Origin of the sequence: Plasticicumulans sp. (genome assembly GCF_035331805.1) — a bacterium.
Taxonomy (GTDB): domain Bacteria; phylum Pseudomonadota; class Gammaproteobacteria; order Competibacterales; family Competibacteraceae; genus Plasticicumulans.
The window spans coordinates 3,772-20,100 of the sequence record NZ_DAOLKE010000029.1; the positions used below are offsets into that span (position 1 = coordinate 3,772).

A 16,329-nucleotide genomic window follows, 5' to 3' on the forward strand; every position below is an offset into this window, starting at 1 on the left:
CTGGCCGGCGCTGCGGCAGCGAGCGCCGGCATCCGCCGCATCGTGCTGATCTCGGCGCTCGGCGCCGGCGAGGCCGTCGATGCCGGCTTTCTGGGCAGCCGGGCTGCGGCCGAACAGGCCCTGCTCGCGCTCGCACCGGGGGTTGGCGTCGTGCTGCGGCCCTCGCTGGTCTACGGCGTCGATGGCCGCAGCACCGGCTGGCTGCGCCGGCTCGCCCTGCTGCCGCTGACGCCGCTGCCGGGCGACGGCCGCCAGCCCCTGCAGCCGCTGCACGTCGCCGATCTGTGCGCGGCGGTCTGCCGGCTGCTGCAGCCCGATGCGCCCGTCCCGCCCGGCGGCATCATCGAAGCGGTCGGCCCCGCGCCGCTGACGCTGCGCGCCTACCTCGCCGCACTGCGCCACGGCCTCGGCCTGCCAGCGGCACCAGTGCTGCCGGTGCCGGTCGGGCTGCTGCGCCTCGCAGCCCGCTGGCTGGCGCCCTGGCGCACGCAGCCGCTCTGCCCGGAAACGCTGACGCTGCTGCTGCGCGGCAACACCGGGGATCCGGCGGCGCTGACGGCGCTGCTCGACCGGCCGCCGCGACCGGTGCCGGCGTTCGCAGCCGGCGAACACCAGAGTGCCGAGCGTGCGGAAAGCGCCGCAGGGCTCGCAGCCGGCCTGGCGCGGGCAGCGCTGGCGCTGATCTGGGCCGCCGGCGGACTGGCTTCGCTGCTGCCAGGCGGCCGGTCCGCCGGGTTCGCGCTGCTGGCTCAACTCGGTGTCCACGGCCCGCTCGCCTGGCTGCTGCTGCTCGGTGGCGCCGGTCTCGATCTGGCGTTCGCGCTGCTGACGCTGCACCCGGCAGCCGGTCGCCGGCTGTGGGCTGCGCAGGCGGCGATCGTCGCGCTGTACGGCGCGATCGCTGCCGTCGGCCTGCCCGGCCTGCTCGCCGATCCGCTCGGCGCCATCGTCAAGAACCTCGCGCTGCTGGCACTGCTCGGCCAGCTCGCGCTGCACGCGGAGCCGGACTGATGGACTACGGCACGCTGAAGACCCTGCACGTGCTGTCCTCGACGCTGCTGTTCGGCACCGGACTCGGCAGCGCGTTTTATCTGTGGCGCGCCGCACGTCACGGCGATGCCGCGCAGTTCGCCTTCGTCGCCCGGCAGGTCGTGCTCGCCGACTGGCTGTTCACGGCAACCGCCGTCGTGTTCCAGCCGCTGAGCGGCTGGCTGCTCGCGCGCACGGCCGGCCATCCGCTGGACGCCGGCTGGCTGCAGGCGAGCTACGGCCTGTACCTGCTCGCCGGTGCCTGCTGGCTGCCGGTGGTCTGGCTGCAGTACCGGCTGCGTGATCTGGCCCGTGACGCCGCGCGTCTGCAGCAGCCGCTGCCGGCACGCTGGCATCACTGCCTGTGCCTCTGGTTCGTCCTCGGCTGGCCGGCCTTCGGGGCGGTCGTGCTGATCTTCTGGCTGATGGTCAACCGCCCCGGCTTCGGGGCCTGAAGGAGCCCACACATGCACGGCAACGATCCGCAAGCCGACAGCCCGGCTGTCCCGTCCACCCTGACGCTGTTCTACGACGGCGACTGCCCGATCTGCCGCGCCGAAGTGCGCTGGCTCAAGCGCCATGACCGGCACCGGCGGTTGCATTATGTCGACGTGGCGCCGGTGGATTTTCACGCTCCCGCGCCGCTGCCGGCGCGCGCGCGGCTGCTCGAACGCATCCATCTGCTCGATGCCGGCGGCCAGGTGCATGTCGGCATGGCGGTGTTCCGCCTTGCGTACCGTGCGGTCGGCCTCGGCTGGCTGGTGGCGCCGACCGGCTGGCCGCTGCTGCGCCCGCTGTTCGACCGTCTGTACGGCTGCTTCGCGCGCCACCGCATCGGCCTCGGCCGGCGGTTCGGCCGCCCCTGCGACAGCGAAAGCTGCCGGCTGCGCTGACCGGCACCCGGCAGCCGGTGGAACGCCAGGACAGCGGCGGGCATCGAAAACCGGGTCGACCGGCTTGAGTCGCCGGCCCGGTCGCCGGCATCGTAGGCCCCGGCGATCCCCGCCCAGCCATCCGAGGAGGCCGCCCATGCGTCTTGCGCTCGACCAGGACAGCAACGTCCACCTGATCCGCAATTACGGTCCCGGCTACGTCACCGTCGATGCAGAGCAGCGCCTGACGCGCAGCTTCGCGCTGGCGCCCGACGCGCTGCTGCCCGACTGGGGTCCGGAGGGTTTCGAGGCTCTGGCAGCGGAGCACTTCGAGGCGCTGCTGGCGCTGAAGCCCGAACTGGTGCTGCTCGGCACCGGCGCGCGCCAGCGTTTTCCGCATCCGCGCCTGTCGCGGGCGCTGACCGAAGCCGGCATTGCCGTCGATGCGATGGATACCGCGGCAGCCTGCCGCACCTTCAACATCGTGGTCGCGGAAGGCCGCCGGGCCGTGGCGGCACTGCTGATGATCTGAAGCGGAGCCCGCGACGGCCCTCAGCCGTACAGCACGTCCTCGGAAAAGCCTTCGGCTTCGAGAATCTTGCGCAGCCGCCGCAGCGCGTCGATCTGGATCTGGCGCACGCGCTCGCGCGTGACGCCGATCTCGTTGCCGACTTCCTCCAGCGTCGCCCGCTCCTTGCCGCCCAGCCCGAAACGGCGCTCGACGACGATGCGCTGCTTGTCGTTCAGCTGGCCGAGCCAGTATTCGAGCTTGGTATTGAGATCCTCATCCTGCAGGACCTGGAAGGGATCCGGATTGTTGTCATCCGGAATCGCATCGAGCAGGAAACGATCCTCATCCTTGCCGATCGGCGTATCGACCGAGGCGATGCGTTCATTCAGGCCGAGCATGCGTTTGACTTCGTCGACGGGCTTGTCCATCGACTGCGCGATTTCCTCGGCCGAGGGCTCGTGATCGAGTGCCTGCGCGAGTTGTCGGGCCGTACGCAGATAAACGTTGATTTCCTTGATGATGTGAATCGGCAGCCGGATCGTGCGCGTCTGGTTCATGATCGCGCGCTCGATGGTCTGGCGAATCCACCAGGTCGCATAGGTCGAAAACCGGAATCCGCGCTCGGGATCGAATTTCTCGACGGCGTGAATCAGGCCGAGATTGCCTTCCTCGATCAGGTCGAGCAGCGTCAGGCCGCGATTCATGTAACGGCGAGAAATCTTCACGACCAGACGCAGATTGCTTTCGATCATGCGCTTGCGTGCGGCTTCATCGCCACGCAATGCCCGGCGCGCGAAATAGACTTCCTCCTGCGCGGTCAGCAGCGGCGAAAAGCCGATCTCGCCGAGATACAGCCGCGTGGCATCGAGTTCGTCCTGGCTGAAATCCTTGCCGTACAGCGGCGTCTTGCTGAGCGTGCGCTCGTCATCCTCGACCGGCTCGGCCTCATCCAGACCGGCCTCGACCAGCGCTTCGGCCGCAACGTCATCAGCATCGGGACCGGCTTCATCGGTATCGAGCAAGGTTTCCTCTTCCTCCTCGACGACCGCAAAAGCTTCGGGTTCTTCGGTAAATCCGCCCAGATCGGGAGTACGACGCGGCATGGAAACCTCCTGACACCCTGCTCGGCTCTGGTGGTGGGGAATATGTCCTTTTCTTAATCTTTATCTGCGCAGGCTTCAGCCGGCCTTGCGTCATCGAGGCGCAATCCGCCGCCCCCCGACCCGATTGTCGGGGTGGACGGTCAGGAAGTTCAACCCGGCAAATAGCGGAGGGGATCGACCGGCCGGCCGTTCTGGCGGATTTCGAAATGCAGCGCCGGACGATTCTCGCTGCTGGTGCCGACCTCGCCGATCGCCTGACCGGCGCGGACCTTATCACCCTCATTCAGAAGGATTTTTCCGAGAAATCCATAGGCGCTGAGCATGGATTCGGAATGTTTGATGATGATAAGTCGGCCATATCCGGGAAGTCCACTGCCGCTATAGACGACCTCCCCGCCCTGCGCGGCGCTCACGGTCTGGCCGAGACCGGCACCGATCTCGATGCCCTTGCGGCCGGGGCCGTCGGCATCGTAACGGCGGAGCAGCTCGCCGCGCACCGGCCAGCGCCAGGGGCCGCGCGCGAGCGAATCATCGCCGTCATCGGCCGATGCGCGTGCAGCCACCGGCCGTGCCGCGGCGACGCCGGCTGTCGTGCGCCGCGGCACGCGCGCGCTGCGCACCGGTGTGCTGCGCGGACTGTCCCGGGCTTCGGCAGCGACGACCACCGGACCGGCGTTGCGCATCGCCGGCGCGCCGGTCTCGGGCGGGGCGAGCACGAGCCGCTGGCCGACCAGGATGCGGTCGGGATTGGTGATGCCGTTCCAGCGCACCAGATCATTGCGTTCGATGCCGAAGCGCCAGGCAATCGCATACAGCGTGTCGCCGCGCACGACCACGTATTCGGACGGTCGCTCGGGACCGTAGGCCGCACAGCCGGCGAGCAGCAGGGCGGCGAGCGCCCGCGTCACGGGCGCACGGTAGCGGTGAAGCAAGAACGGCATGGGCATGTCCGGCAGGCTGGGGGTTCAGGGCTGGACGCCGGCGAGCAGCGGCACGAACACGACGGCGCCAAGTGAATGGGTTTCGTAGCCGATCGCCTTGCGCTCGACGATCAGCAGTTCCTGCACGCCGCCGGCCGGACCGAGCGGCGCCACCAGCCGCCCGCCGGTCGCGAGTTGCTCCGGCAGCGCCGGCGGCAGCCGTTCGGCCGCCGCGGTGACCAGAATGCCGTCATACGGACCGCAGCCGGGCCAGCCGATGCTGCCGTCGGCGTGTTTTAGATGCACGTTGCGCAGCCCCAGCGCCGCGAGCCGCGCGCGCGCGCGCAGCGACAGGCGCTCGATGCGTTCGACGCTGTAGACCTGCCCGACCAGCGGGGCGAGCACGGCACTCTGATAACCCGAACCGGTGCCGATCTCCAGCACCCGCAGCGGCAGCGCCTCGCGCCCGGCGAGCAGCGCCTGCGTCATGCGCGCGACGATGTACGGCTGCGAGATGGTCTGGCCGAGGCCGATCGGCAGCGCGGTGTCCTCATAGGCGCGGCTGGCCAGCGCCTCCTCGATGAACAGGTGGCGCGGCGTCTCCCGCATCACCGCCAGCACGCGCTCATCGTCGATGCCCTGCTCGCGCAGCCGCGCGACCAGCCGGGTGCGGGTGCGGGCCGAGGTCATGCCGATGCCGCGGAAGGCGTCCGGGCGGCTCACGGCTGCGTCCACGGGCGAGCGGCCATGGCCGGGATCAAGCCGGCGCATCCAGCCAGCGTGCGACCGTATCGAGCGCGGCATGGCGCGTCAGGTCGACCTGGATCGGCGTCACCGACACGCAGTGCTCGCGGATCGCCTGGAAGTCGGTACCGGGTCCGGCGTCGCTCTCGGCGCCGGCCGGACCGATCCACCAGATCGGCCGGCCGCGCGGATCGCGGGTGCAGACCGCCGGCTCGGCCTTGTGCCGGTGACCGAGCCGCGTGACCTGCCAGCCGCGCAGCTCGCTCCACGGCACGGCCGGCACGTTGACGTTCAGGATGGTGTCGGCCGGCAGCGGCTGGCGGCACAGCCGCCCGACCAGATGCAGCGCTACGCGCGCGGCCGTGTCGAGATGATCGGGTTCGTAGGCGCACAGCGACACGGCCATCGCCGGCCGGCCGAGGAAGCGCCCCTCCATCGCCGCAGCGACCGTACCCGAATACAGCACGTCATCGCCGAGATTGGCCCCGGCGTTGATGCCGGAGACGACCATGTCCGGCTCGTGCTCCATCAGGCCGGTCAGCGCCACGTGCACGCAGTCGGTCGGCGTGCCGTCGAGGCTCCAGACACCATCGGGATGACGAACGACGCTGAGCGGCCGGTCGAGCGTCAGGGAATTGCTGGCCCCGGAGCGGTTGCGGTCCGGCGCGGCCACGGTGATCTCGGCGATTCCGGCGAGCGCCTGCGCCAGCGCCCGGATGCCGGGTGCCAGATATCCGTCGTCGTTGCTGACGAGTATCCTCATCGACCGCTCACCCCGTCCGCGCGCCGCAGCCCTGCCCCATGTCACGCAGCCTTGCCGGCGGCGCAAACCGGCCGGTATCAAAGACACATCGCCCCGGCAAAGTCAAAAACGCCCGCCCGATGCCTGCCGACCGCCCTGAACCACCCGCCGACGAGGTCGAAGCCTTCCGTCAGGCCATCGGCCCGATCGAGCCGCACCGCTGCGATCTCGTCGAGCCCTGGCGCGCGCCACGCCCGCCGCTGCCGCTGCAGAAGCTCGCCGACGAGAAGCAGGTGCTGCGCGACATGGTCTCGGACCACTTCGAGCCGGCCGATCTCGAAACCGGCGAGCACCTGAGCTACAGCCGCGAAGGCGTGCAGGATGGCGTGCTGCGCAAGCTCAAGCGCGGTCAGTACAGCCTCGGCGCCCAGCTCGACCTGCACGGCCTGACCTGGGCCGAGGCGCGCGTGACCGTGCATGCGTTCCTGAGCCTCGTGCAGCGCGACCGCGTGCATTGCGTGCGCATCGTGCACGGCAAGGGCAACCGCTCGCGCCACCTCGGGCCGGTGCTGAAACAGAAGCTGAACGTCTACCTGCGGCTGCGCGATGACGTGCTGGCCTTCTGCTCGGCCCGGCCCGACGACGGCGGCACCGGCGCGCTGTACGTGCTGCTGCGCAGCCGCTGAGACCCGGAGCTACGGCATTCGTAACAGCGCTGCGTCGCCGGCCGGCTGCGAGGTGCCGCGCAGACCGTCGAACACGGCGATGAGCCGGCGCGCCTGTTCGTCGATCGAATAGCGCTGCAGCACGCTCGCCCGGGCCGCAGCGCCGACGCTGTGCCGGTGCTGCGGATCGCGCAGCGCGTCGAGGGCTGCCAGCCAGTCGGCGCGCGAGTGGGCGATGTAGCCGTTGACACCCTGCTCGATGATGTCGAGATAGCTCGGCACCGGGCTCGCGACCACGGCCAGTCCGGCCGCCATCTTCAGCGTCAGCCGGTTCTCGGACTTGACCTGCCAGTACGAGACCTGCCGGCCCGGCAGCGGGTCCGGACGCATGTCGACCGGAATGATGCCGATCTCGGCGCCTGCGAGATCCTCGTAGACCCGCTGCGGCTGCCAGGCCCGCGCCGTGAATGCGTAGCCGCGCAGCCGCTCCAGGCGTTCGCCGGGCGGCGCGTGGCGGACGCGGCGCAGGCGCGCGCGCAGCGCCTGCAGCGGGGTCTCGCGCTCCGGATACTGGCCGACGACGGTCAGCGCCAGCCAGCGCGGCGGCCGTCCGAGCACCGGCACGGTTTCGGGCGAGCCCGAGGTCACGAGGATCGCGCGCAGCCGGCCGTCGCCGGCGGCGATGTCTTCCCGGCACCGGACCTCCGGGTGCTCGATGCCGTCGTGAACGACGTGGATGCGCGCCTGCAGTTCCGGGGCGTGCTGCTGCTTCAGGTAGTCGGTGACGATGACCGTCGCGTCGGTCAGACGCACCATGTCATCGTCGATGCGGTCGCAGACACCGTAGACGGTGCGCACCCCGGCCTGGCGCAGGGTTTCGATCTCGGCGCGCACGCCGGGGCCGTGCACCTTCTGGAAGTAGGCGATGTCGATGCCGTCGGCGATCAGGCGCGCCGCCAGCCCGCTCACGTCCGGACGCTCGGTCGGCTGCGGCGGTGCGAAGGCGATCCGGGGATCGTAGCCGGCCGCACGCAGCGCCGGCAGCACGTTGAACACCGAGATGCGCGTGCTCGGCAGCGGTGCCGCCGCATCCGAGCACAGCACGAAACCGATCCGCCTGCCCGAAGCACTCATCGCGTCAGGACATCGGGACCGTTTCGGGCAGCGCCGCCGGACGGCGCGCACGCAGGCTGAACTGGTAGGTCAGGAACTCGCGCACCGGCGCCCAGCGCTGCAGCGCGTCGGGCAGGCGGTTCAGCATGCGGTTCAGGAAACCGCCCCCGCGATCCCCGGCACGCAGCACGAAGCCCTCGGCGTCGATCTGCAGACCGGTATCGGCGAGCAGGCTGCGGCCGTCGGCGATCGTGAACCAGCGCAGGTGGGTCGCATCGAAGATGCCCCGGTCACGGCGCGGAAACCGGCCATGACCGTAGATGCTCGCGAGCGCCGAGACGTGCCGGATGTTCGGCAGGCTGAGCACGATGCAGCCGCCGGCATCGAGACGCTCCAGCGCGCCGCGCAGGTGGCGCTGCGGATCGACGAGGTGTTCGAGCACGTCGGCGAACACGATGCAGTCGAAGCGCTCGTCGCCGAGACCGTCCGACCAGTCGAAGGCATCGAGATCGGCCTGTTCGACCCGATCGAGCAGCAGCGCGGCCTGACGGGCGAAGCCGGCGTCGAGTTCGATGCCGACGACCCGCCGGCCCGCCACCTCGGCGCGCAGGCTGGCACCGAGCGCACCGTTGCTGCAGCCGACATCGAGGATGCGCATGGCCTCGCGCGGCACCAGGGCGGAAACGTCAGCGCGCGGCGTCGTATAGGCCGACTCGCGATTCAGAAGGGTTCCCGCGGCGGCGGTCATCATCTGCGTGGATTCTCCGGGGCTGACAGGACCGGTCGCACCGGTACGCCGGGTTTATAGCATGTCGTCCTGCGCCTCCGGATTACCGACCAGTTCATGCAGCACCGTCGTCGCGTAGGCGCCGGCAGGCAATCTGAAGTCGAGCCGCACGGCATCCCCGCCGATCGCCTCGCCATGCAGTTGCGCCGGCACCAGCCGCAGCGCGCGCCGCTCCTGCTTCAGCCCTTCGGCCGCGAGTCCCGCGCAGAGCTGCGCCTCGGCCGCGGCCAGCGCCGTCTCGCCGGCCAGCGCCGCCGCCGTCGCCAGCGATTCGCCGGCGCCCCACAGCGGGCCGCTCGGATGCAGGTCGTGCCGGGCCAGGCGCTCCAGGATGGTTGCGTCCGGCTGCGGGCACGCGAACACCGAATGGCTGCCGTCGAGCATCAGCACCTCGCCCGGCAGCGCCTGATCCCAGCTGCCATCGCTGATCCGTGCGGCGAGATAGCGGTTGAACAGGTGCGAGCGGGCCGCCGACAGGTACAGGCCGCGCTTGTGACGGTCGCGCTCGCGCAGCGTGCCGGCGAGCAGCCGCCGCGCGCGTTCGAGATTGCCGCCGTCGCGGCCGAAGCGCTGTTCGCCGAACCAGTTCGGCACGCCGCGGGCGGCGATGGCCGGCAGGCGATCGAGCACGGCGGCAGGCGGGCCGTCGAGCTCGCGCACGACGATGCGGAAGCGGTTGCCGGCCAGCGCACCGCGACGCAGCTTGCGGCTGTTGCGGGTGACGGCCAGCACCTCGACGCCGTCGATGCCGCGGCTGCCGGTGAAGCCGCACGGCATCGGCGCCTCGCGCCCCGGCATCTGCACCGAGAACCACTGCTCGGTGACGGCGTGGCGGTCCTTGAGCCCGGCGTAGCTGACGGCGTCGGCGCGCACCTCGCAGACTTCGGCGAGCCGGCGCGCCACCCAGTCGGTGTTCTGGCCGCTCTTGCGCACGTACAGGAACACGTGCTCGCCGCTGCCGTCCGGCTGCCAGCCAAGCTCCTCGATGACGATGAAATCCTCGGGCGCGCAGCGGATGCGGCCGCAGAGCGGCGGCCGGCCGTGGGCATGCGGCAGTTCGTCGGCAGCGATGTTCACAGCACCGCCGCCTCGACCAGCAGCACCACGGCCTCGACCGCGATGCCCTCGCCGCGGCCGGTGAAACCGAGCCGTTCGGTGGTCGTCGCCTTGACGTTGACCGCATCGCGGTTGACGCCGAGATCGGCGGCGATGTGCTCGCGCATGGCCTCGATGTGCGCCGCCATGCGCGGGGCCTGGGCGATGAGGGTCGCATCGACGTTGCCGACCGCGTAGCCCTCGGTGCGGATCAGTTCGACGACGCGATGCAGCAGCCGGCGGCTGTCGATGCCGCGGTAACGCTCGTCGCTGTCCGGGAAGTGCCGGCCGATGTCGCCGAGCGCAGCGGCTCCGAGCAGCGCATCGCAGAGCGCGTGCAGCAGCACGTCGCCGTCGGAATGGGCGATGAGCCCGTGCGTGTGGGGAATGCGCACGCCGCCGAGCGTGACGTGATCACCCGGTCCGAAGGCGTGAACGTCGAAACCGTGACCGATGCGCATCGCGGGTTCCTCGGGCTGGCCGCTACGGGGCGCGCAGCGTAGCGCGCCTTGCGAGCCGCGACCAAGCCCGCGCGCCCCGTGCGGTCGAGGCGGACTCAGCGCCAGCCGCCCTCGACCCAGATCCAGCCGGAAGGCCGTGACTCCCAGTGACCCGCCTGCCAGCGGGCACGCGGCTGCGGGCGGTTCTCCCAGTGGCCGGGCTGCCAGTCCCAGCCGTTGCGCCAGACCCAGCGCCCCGGCACCCAGTCGGCGTTCGGCGAAGGCCGGTACGGCCGGGCTTCGCGACGCGGTGGCGGAGGCCGTTCGCGCACGTATTCGACGCGCTCCTCGACGACGACGGGGCGTGGTGCCGGGCGCTCGACGACGGCCGGCCCCGGACGCACGACCGTGGTACAGCCGGCCAGCGCCAGAACGGACAGCCCGCCCGCCAGCATGAGCGGACGCAGGTTCAGGGTGATTTTCATGATGGCTCCCGTGGAAGGTGTGACGCGCGTGCGTCGCAGGCTTCGACAGGCTCCCGGGCGGAAGTGCCGGCCTTCAGGGGCGTCCGGCGGCCAGGAAGAACGCGGCGAGCGCCAGATCCTCGGGCCGCGTGATCTTCAGGTTGTCGGCGCGGCCCTCGACCAGCCGCGGCCGCAGGCCGGCGCGCTCGATCGCCGAGGCCTCGTCGGTGATCACCGCTCCGGCCGCGGCGGCCGCTTCCAGCGCATCGCGCAGCCGTCCGTAGCGGAACATCTGCGGCGTCAGCGCATGCCAGAGCCGCTCGCGCTCGACGGTGTGCTCGACGCAGCCATCGGCCGCGGCGCGCTTCATCGTGTCGCGCACCGGCACCGCCAGCAGGCCGCCGAGCGGATCGTCGGCGAGGGCGGTGAACAGCCGCCCGAGGTCTTCGGCCGCCAGACACGGGCGTGCCGCGTCGTGGACCAGCGCCCAGTCATCGGTCCCAGCCAGCCCTTCGAGCGCACGCAAACCGTTCAGCACCGAATCGGCGCGCTCGGTGCCGCCGTTGACGCGCCGGATGCGTGCCGGATCGGAGAGCTTCAGGCCCGGCCACCAGCCGTCCTCGGGGCCGAGCGCGACGACGATGCGCTCGATGCGCGGCTCGGCGAGCAGGCGTTCGAGCGTGTGTTCGAGCACGCAGCGGCCGGCGAGCGGCAGGTACTGTTTCGGGATCGCCGCGCCCATGCGCCTGCCGACGCCGGCAGCCGGAACGATGGCGAAGCAGCGCGCCATCAGTCGGGCCGGCCGCTGTCGGGCGCCGGTTTCGAAGCCGGCGGGCGCGGGACGGCCGGTTTCGCGGCGGGTTTCGCATCGGGCTTCGGAGTGGCCGGCGCCACGGCGGCGGGCGCGGACGGAGCCTGCGGCCGCGCGTGGATCGCGGTGCCGGGTTTGGTCAGCGCCGAGGGCGGCGAACTCGGGGCTTCGTCGAGGATGCGATAGAAGGTCTCGTCGCCGCGCACCATGCCGAGTTCGGTGCGGGCCCGCTCCTCGATCGCGGCATTGCCCTGCTTGAGATCGCGGACTTCGGCTTCCAGCGACTTGTTGCGATCGGCGAGTTCGGTGTTTTCGGATTTCTGGTCGGCGACCGCACGTTCAAGCGTGCGCATCTGGCGCAGCCCGCGGTCGTCGGTCATCCACAGCAGGTAATTCAGCCCGAGCAGCAGCGCGATCAGGGCAGCGAGGAAGAGGCGCATTCGGGGCCGATCGAACCTGCAAAACGGGGGAAATCAGGCGGTGCGCACGCGCGGCGGCGTGCGCACCGGAGAGCCGCGGGCTCAGCCCAGCTTCAGCTTGCGCGGGAAGGCCTTGCGGCCGGCGTAGACGGCATCGGCACCGAGCTGTGACTCGATGACCAGCAGCCGGTTGTACTTGGCGACGCGGTCGGAGCGGCTCAGCGAGCCGGTCTTGATCTGACGCGCCGTGGTCGCGACCGCGAGGTCGGCAATGGTCGTGTCCTCGGTCTCGCCGGAGCGGTGCGAGCTGATCGAGCTGTAGCCGGCCTCATCGGCCATGCGGATCGCGTTCAGCGTCTCGGTCAGCGTGCCGATCTGGTTGACCTTGATCAGGATCGAGTTGGCGATGCCTTCGCGGATGCCGCGCTGCAGGATCTCGGTGTTGGTCACGAACAGGTCGTCACCGACGAGCTGGATGCGCTCGCCGAGCAGCCGGGTCAGTTCGGCCCAGCCGGCCCAGTCGGATTCATCCATGCCGTCCTCGATCGAAATGATCGGATAGCGGCCGGCGAGATCGGCGAGCACGCCGGCCCATTCGAGCGACGAATACGCCTTGCCGTCGGCTTCGAGCGTGTAGCGGCCGTTCCTGTAGAACTCGGAGCTGGCGCAGTCGAGCGCGAGCATCACGTCATCGCCGGCGCGGTAGCCGGCCTTGCCGATCGCTTCCATGACCACTTCGAGCGCGGCCTCGTTCGACGGCAGGTTCGGCGCGAAGCCTCCCTCGTCGCCGACGCCGGTCGCCAGGCCGCGGCCGTTCAGGACCTTCTTCAGCGCGTGGAAGATCTCGGCGCCGCAACGCAGCGCTTCCGAGAAGCTCGGCGCACCGACCGGCATGACCATGAATTCCTGGATGTCGACCGAGTTGTCGGCATGCGCGCCGCCGTTGAGGATGTTCATCATCGGCGTCGGCAGCACGTAGGGGCCATCCGGGTTGATGTGCCGGTACAGCGGCACGCGCTTCTCGCTGGCCGCGGCATGCGCGACCGCGAGCGACACGCCGAGCAGCGCGTTGGCGCCCAGGCGCCCCTTGTTGGCGGTGCCGTCGAGCTCGATCAGCCGCGCATCGAGCGCCGCCTGATCGGCCGCCTCCATGCCCCGCACCGCCTTCAGGATCTCGCCGTTGACGTGGCCGACGGCCTTCAGCACGCCCTTGCCGAGGTAGCGCCCGGCATCGCCGTCGCGCAGCTCGATCGCCTCGCGCGTGCCGGTCGAGGCCCCCGAGGGCACGGCGGCCGTGCCGCGCGCGCCGCTCGCGAGCTCGACCTCGACCTGCACGGTCGGGTTGCCGCGCGAGTCGAGGATTTCGCGGCCGATCAGGGATTGAATCGCGGACATCGTCACTTCTCCTGCTGTCTTGTCGGAAACACCGGGTTCGCGGCGGTTGCGCGTCGCCCGGCCGGGGATGGTGATATCGGGGGAAATCCTGAAACCTGCCGGGAAATCAGCCCGGATCGTTTTCGTCGAAGCCGCGGCGCTTCACCAGCGCATCGAGTTCGACCAGGGTTTCGAGCAGGCCCTGCATGCGTCCGAGCGGCCAGGCATTCGGGCCGTCGGACAGCGCCTGTTCGGGCTGCGGATGGGTTTCCATGAACAGCCCGGCCACGCCGACGGCGACCGCGGCGCGGGCGAGCACCGGCACGTGCTGGCGCTGGCCGCCGGAACTCGTGCCCTGCCCGCCCGGCAGCTGCACCGAATGCGTGGCGTCGAACACCACCGGACAGCCGGTGTCGCGCATCACGGCCAGCGCGCGCGGGTCGGAAACCAGGTTGTTGTAGCCGAAGGAGACGCCGCGCTCGCAGACCATGATCTGCGTGTTGCCGGTCGCGAGCGCCTTGTCGGCGACGTTCTTCATGTCCCAGGGCGCGAGGAACTGGCCCTTCTTGATGTTGACCGGGCGCCCGGCGCGCGCGACCGCCTGGATGAAGTTGGTCTGGCGGCACAGGAAGGCCGGCGTCTGCAGCACGTCGACGACGGCGGCGACCTCGGCGAGCGGCGTGTCCTCGTGCACGTCGGTCAGCACCGGCACGTCGAGCTCGCGCCGGACGGCTTCGAGGATCGCGAGCCCCGCTTCCAGCCCCGGCCCGCGGTAGCTCGCGTGCGAGCTGCGGTTGGCCTTGTCGAAGCTCGACTTGTAGATGAAGGGCATGCCGAGCGCGGCGCACATCTCCTTGAGGCGGCCGGCGGTGTCGAAGGCCAGCTCGCGCGATTCGATCACGCAGGGGCCGGCGATCAGGAACAGCGGCCGGTCGAGGCCGACCTCGAATCCGCAGAGCTTCATGCGAGCTTGCCCTCGCGGTGCGCGACCGCCGCCTCGACGAAGGCGCGGAACAGCGGGTGGCCGTAGCGCGGCGTCGATGTGAACTCGGGATGGAACTGGCAGGCCAGGAACCACGGGTGATCGGGCAGCTCGATCATCTCGACCAGGTTGCCGTCCTGCGAGAAGCCCGAGAAGCGCAGGCCGGATTTCTCCAGCACCGGCACGTAGCCGTCGTTGAACTCGTAGCGGTGGCGATGGCGCTCGACGATCACGTCCTTGCCGTAGACGCGGTGCGCCAGCGTGCCCTCGACCAGCCGTGCCGGCTGGGCGCCGAGGCGCATCGTGCCGCCGAGGTCGGATTCCTCGGAGCGACGCTCGACCGCACCTTCCCGGTTCGTCCATTCGGTGATCAGCGCGATGACCGGATGCGTCGCGTTCTTGCGAAACTCGGTCGAATGCGCGCCTTCGAGGCCGGCGACGTTGCGCGCGTACTCGATGACGGCGACCTGCATGCCGAGGCAGATGCCGAGATACGGAATGCGCTGCTCGCGCGCATGGCGCACCGCGGCGATCTTGCCTTCGACGCCGCGCTCGCCGAAGCCGCCGGGCACCAGGATCGCGTGCATGCCGGCCAGGCAGCCGGTGCCCTCGCGTTCAAGCTGCTCGGAGTCGATGTAGCGGATCGCGACCTTGTGGCCGGTGTGGAAGCCGGCGTGGAACAGCGCCTCGTTCAGCGACTTGTAGGCATCGGCGAGATCGACGTACTTGCCGACCATCGCAATCTCGATCGTGTCGCCGCGCGCCGCCTCGATCTGCCCGACCACGCGCGTCCATTCGTCGAGATTCGCCGGGTCGGCGCGCAGGCCGAGCTTCTGGCAGACCACATCGTCGAGCCCCTGCTGGTGCAGCAGCAGCGGGATGCGGTAGATCGTGTCGGCGTCGACGGCACTGAACACCGCCTTGGCCTCGACGTTCGTGAACAGCGCGATCTTGCGCCGCTCCTCGGCCGGGATTTCGTGCTCGCAGCGGCAGAGCAGGATGTCGGGCTGGATGCCGATCGAGCGCAGTTCCTTGACCGAGTGCTGCGTCGGCTTGGTCTTCAGCTCCCCGGCCGTGGCGATGTACGGCAGCAGCGTCAGGTGCATGAACAGCGCACGCTCGCGGCCGAGTTCGACGCCGAGCTGGCGGATCGCTTCGAGGAAGGGCAGCGACTCGATGTCGCCGACCGTGCCGCCGATCTCGACCATGACGATGTCGGCGTTGCCGGCACCGAGGCGCACGCAGCGCTTGATCTCGTCGGTGATGTGCGGGATCACCTGCACGGTGCCGCCGAGGTAGTCGCCGCGTCGTTCCTTGCGGATGACGTTCTCGTAGATGCGGCCGGTCGTGAAGTTGTTGCGCCGCGTGGCGGTCATGCGCACGAAGCGCTCGTAGTGGCCGAGATCGAGATCGGTCTCCGCGCCGTCCTCGGTCACGTACACCTCGCCGTGCTGAAACGGGCTCATCGTGCCCGGATCGACGTTGATGTACGGATCGAGCTTGATCATCGTGACCTGCAGCCCGCGCGCTTCGAGGATCGCGGCAAGCGAGGCCGCGGCGATGCCCTTGCCCAGCGAGGAGACGACACCGCCGGTGACGAAGATGAATCGGGTCATGGGAAGTGTTCCAGGCCCGCTTCGCGGGCACCGAGAGGGGCGGCAACGAAGCGCGGCATGGTACTGGATGGCGCCTGCGTTTGCCACGCGGGCACCCGACCCGGTGCATCGGGTCCGGCCAGCCAGCCCTCGGCGATGCCCAGGCCGGCGACCGCGACCAGTTCCTCGTCGATATAAAGGAGGGGCAGCCGGGCGCGCAGCCACGGTGCGATGCCGGCGGCCTGCAGCAGCTTCTTGAGCTCCTGCGCATGCCGGCGGCCCGCGGGCCGGAAGCGCTCGCCGCCCTGGCGCAGCCGCAGCGTCACGCGCCGGCCGGCGAGCCGCGCGGCATCGAGGCCGGCCCCGCTTGCCGGCTGCCAAACCAGCGTGCCGAGGCCGGCGATGCTGATTTCCCCGCCCTCCGGCGGCCAGTCGAGACAAAGCGCATCCGGCAGCGCCGGCAGCGGCGCGAACACGTGCAGCCGCTCGCGGAAGCGGTGCATCTCGGCGCCCGGCCAGCACACGCAGGGCTCGGCATCGCGGCGCGCCGGCAGCAGGTCACGCAGCACGGTGTCGAGGCGTGCCGCCGGCGGCAGCGGCAGCCCGAGCCGCTCGATCCAGAGCCGCAGCGCCGCCCGCGCCCGTGCCGGCGACAGCGCCTGC

At 70.5% G+C, this 16,329-nt stretch carries 20 protein-coding genes; 5 read left to right on the forward strand and 15 right to left on the reverse strand.

The window, feature by feature from the left end; translation table 11 throughout:
* The 4 genes from PKE44_RS03945 to PKE44_RS03960 form a co-directional block, all read left to right on the forward strand.
* Nucleotides 1-1,011: SDR family oxidoreductase (locus PKE44_RS03945; RefSeq protein ID WP_324548379.1), on the forward strand; the 1,011-nt coding region annotated here is incomplete at its 5' end.
* Nucleotides 1,011-1,484 (forward strand): DUF2269 domain-containing protein, encoded by a 474-nt coding sequence (locus tag PKE44_RS03950; RefSeq protein ID WP_324548380.1) that lies wholly within the window; start codon nt 1,011-1,013, stop codon nt 1,482-1,484. The genes PKE44_RS03945 and PKE44_RS03950, both read left to right, overlap by 1 nt.
* A 12-nt stretch (nt 1,485-1,496) precedes the next feature.
* Nucleotides 1,497-1,922 carry a DUF393 domain-containing protein gene (locus PKE44_RS03955; RefSeq protein WP_324548381.1) on the forward strand — a complete coding sequence of 142 codons (426 nt, stop codon included), beginning with the start codon at nt 1,497-1,499 and terminating at the stop codon, nt 1,920-1,922.
* Between the two features lie 136 nt (nt 1,923-2,058).
* Nucleotides 2,059-2,433, forward strand: a complete 375-nt coding sequence (locus PKE44_RS03960; RefSeq protein ID WP_324548382.1) for an Mth938-like domain-containing protein — start codon at nt 2,059-2,061, stop codon at nt 2,431-2,433.
* A gap of 20 nt (nt 2,434-2,453) precedes the next feature.
* On the opposite strand, the gene rpoS is transcribed toward PKE44_RS03960, so the two are convergent.
* The 4 genes from rpoS to surE all read right to left on the reverse strand — a co-directional run bounded on the left by rpoS (nt 2,454) and on the right by surE (nt 5,942).
* Nucleotides 2,454-3,515, reverse strand: coding sequence for an RNA polymerase sigma factor RpoS (rpoS, locus tag PKE44_RS03965; protein ID WP_324548383.1), 1,062 nt, complete (start codon nt 3,513-3,515; stop codon nt 2,454-2,456).
* A gap of 149 nt (nt 3,516-3,664) precedes the next feature.
* On the reverse strand, nt 3,665-4,345 hold the full coding sequence (locus tag PKE44_RS03970; RefSeq protein ID WP_324548384.1) for a peptidoglycan DD-metalloendopeptidase family protein: 681 nt from the start codon (nt 4,343-4,345) through the stop codon (nt 3,665-3,667).
* 135 nt (nt 4,346-4,480) lie between these two features.
* Nucleotides 4,481-5,125 carry a protein-L-isoaspartate(D-aspartate) O-methyltransferase gene (locus PKE44_RS03975; RefSeq protein WP_324548398.1) on the reverse strand — a complete coding sequence of 215 codons (645 nt, stop codon included), beginning with the start codon at nt 5,123-5,125 and terminating at the stop codon, nt 4,481-4,483.
* 67 nt (nt 5,126-5,192) lie between these two features.
* Nucleotides 5,193-5,942 (reverse strand): 5'/3'-nucleotidase SurE, encoded by a 750-nt coding sequence (gene surE / locus PKE44_RS03980; protein WP_324548385.1) that lies wholly within the window; start codon nt 5,940-5,942, stop codon nt 5,193-5,195.
* Between the two features lie 119 nt (nt 5,943-6,061).
* Between surE and PKE44_RS03985 the strand changes: the two genes are divergently transcribed.
* The gene (locus tag PKE44_RS03985; RefSeq protein ID WP_324548386.1) at nt 6,062-6,607 is read left to right on the forward strand and encodes a Smr/MutS family protein; all 546 of its coding nucleotides are present in this window, start codon (nt 6,062-6,064) and stop codon (nt 6,605-6,607) included.
* 9 nt (nt 6,608-6,616) lie between these two features.
* Here PKE44_RS03985 and PKE44_RS03990 read toward each other — a convergent pair whose 3' ends face one another.
* The 11 genes from PKE44_RS03990 to tilS all read right to left on the reverse strand — a co-directional run.
* A complete protein-coding gene (locus tag PKE44_RS03990; protein WP_324548387.1) occupies nt 6,617-7,720 on the reverse strand; it encodes a glycosyltransferase in 1,104 nt (367 codons plus the stop codon).
* A gap of 4 nt (nt 7,721-7,724) precedes the next feature.
* Nucleotides 7,725-8,450 (reverse strand): class I SAM-dependent methyltransferase, encoded by a 726-nt coding sequence (locus tag PKE44_RS03995; protein WP_324548388.1) that lies wholly within the window; start codon nt 8,448-8,450, stop codon nt 7,725-7,727.
* A 51-nt stretch (nt 8,451-8,501) separates the two neighbouring features.
* Nucleotides 8,502-9,563, reverse strand: coding sequence for a tRNA pseudouridine(13) synthase TruD (gene truD / locus PKE44_RS04000; protein ID WP_324548389.1), 1,062 nt, complete (start codon nt 9,561-9,563; stop codon nt 8,502-8,504).
* On the reverse strand, nt 9,560-10,042 hold the full coding sequence (gene ispF / locus PKE44_RS04005; protein ID WP_324548390.1) for a 2-C-methyl-D-erythritol 2,4-cyclodiphosphate synthase: 483 nt from the start codon (nt 10,040-10,042) through the stop codon (nt 9,560-9,562). Before ispF ends, truD begins: the two co-directional genes overlap by 4 nt.
* 95 nt (nt 10,043-10,137) lie before the next feature.
* Nucleotides 10,138-10,506 (reverse strand): hypothetical protein, encoded by a 369-nt coding sequence (locus PKE44_RS04010; protein WP_324548391.1) that lies wholly within the window; start codon nt 10,504-10,506, stop codon nt 10,138-10,140.
* 73 nt (nt 10,507-10,579) lie between these two features.
* On the reverse strand, nt 10,580-11,278 hold the full coding sequence (gene ispD / locus PKE44_RS04015; protein WP_324548399.1) for a 2-C-methyl-D-erythritol 4-phosphate cytidylyltransferase: 699 nt from the start codon (nt 11,276-11,278) through the stop codon (nt 10,580-10,582).
* Entirely contained in the window at nt 11,275-11,736 is a 462-nt protein-coding gene (gene ftsB, locus PKE44_RS04020; RefSeq protein WP_324548392.1) for a cell division protein FtsB, read from the reverse strand. The genes ispD and ftsB overlap by 4 nt, the downstream gene beginning before the upstream one ends.
* Before the next feature lie 81 nt (nt 11,737-11,817).
* The gene (eno, locus tag PKE44_RS04025) at nt 11,818-13,110 is read right to left on the reverse strand and encodes a phosphopyruvate hydratase (RefSeq protein WP_324548393.1); all 1,293 of its coding nucleotides are present in this window, start codon (nt 13,108-13,110) and stop codon (nt 11,818-11,820) included.
* Between the two features lie 106 nt (nt 13,111-13,216).
* Entirely contained in the window at nt 13,217-14,053 is an 837-nt protein-coding gene (gene kdsA / locus PKE44_RS04030; protein ID WP_324548394.1) for a 3-deoxy-8-phosphooctulonate synthase, read from the reverse strand.
* Nucleotides 14,050-15,687 carry a CTP synthase gene (locus tag PKE44_RS04035; RefSeq protein ID WP_324548395.1) on the reverse strand — a complete coding sequence of 546 codons (1,638 nt, stop codon included), beginning with the start codon at nt 15,685-15,687 and terminating at the stop codon, nt 14,050-14,052. Before PKE44_RS04035 ends, kdsA begins: the two co-directional genes overlap by 4 nt.
* A partial coding sequence (tilS, locus tag PKE44_RS04040; protein ID WP_324548396.1) for a tRNA lysidine(34) synthetase TilS occupies nt 15,684-16,329 on the reverse strand: 646 nt, incomplete at its 5' end. The genes tilS and PKE44_RS04035, both read right to left, overlap by 4 nt.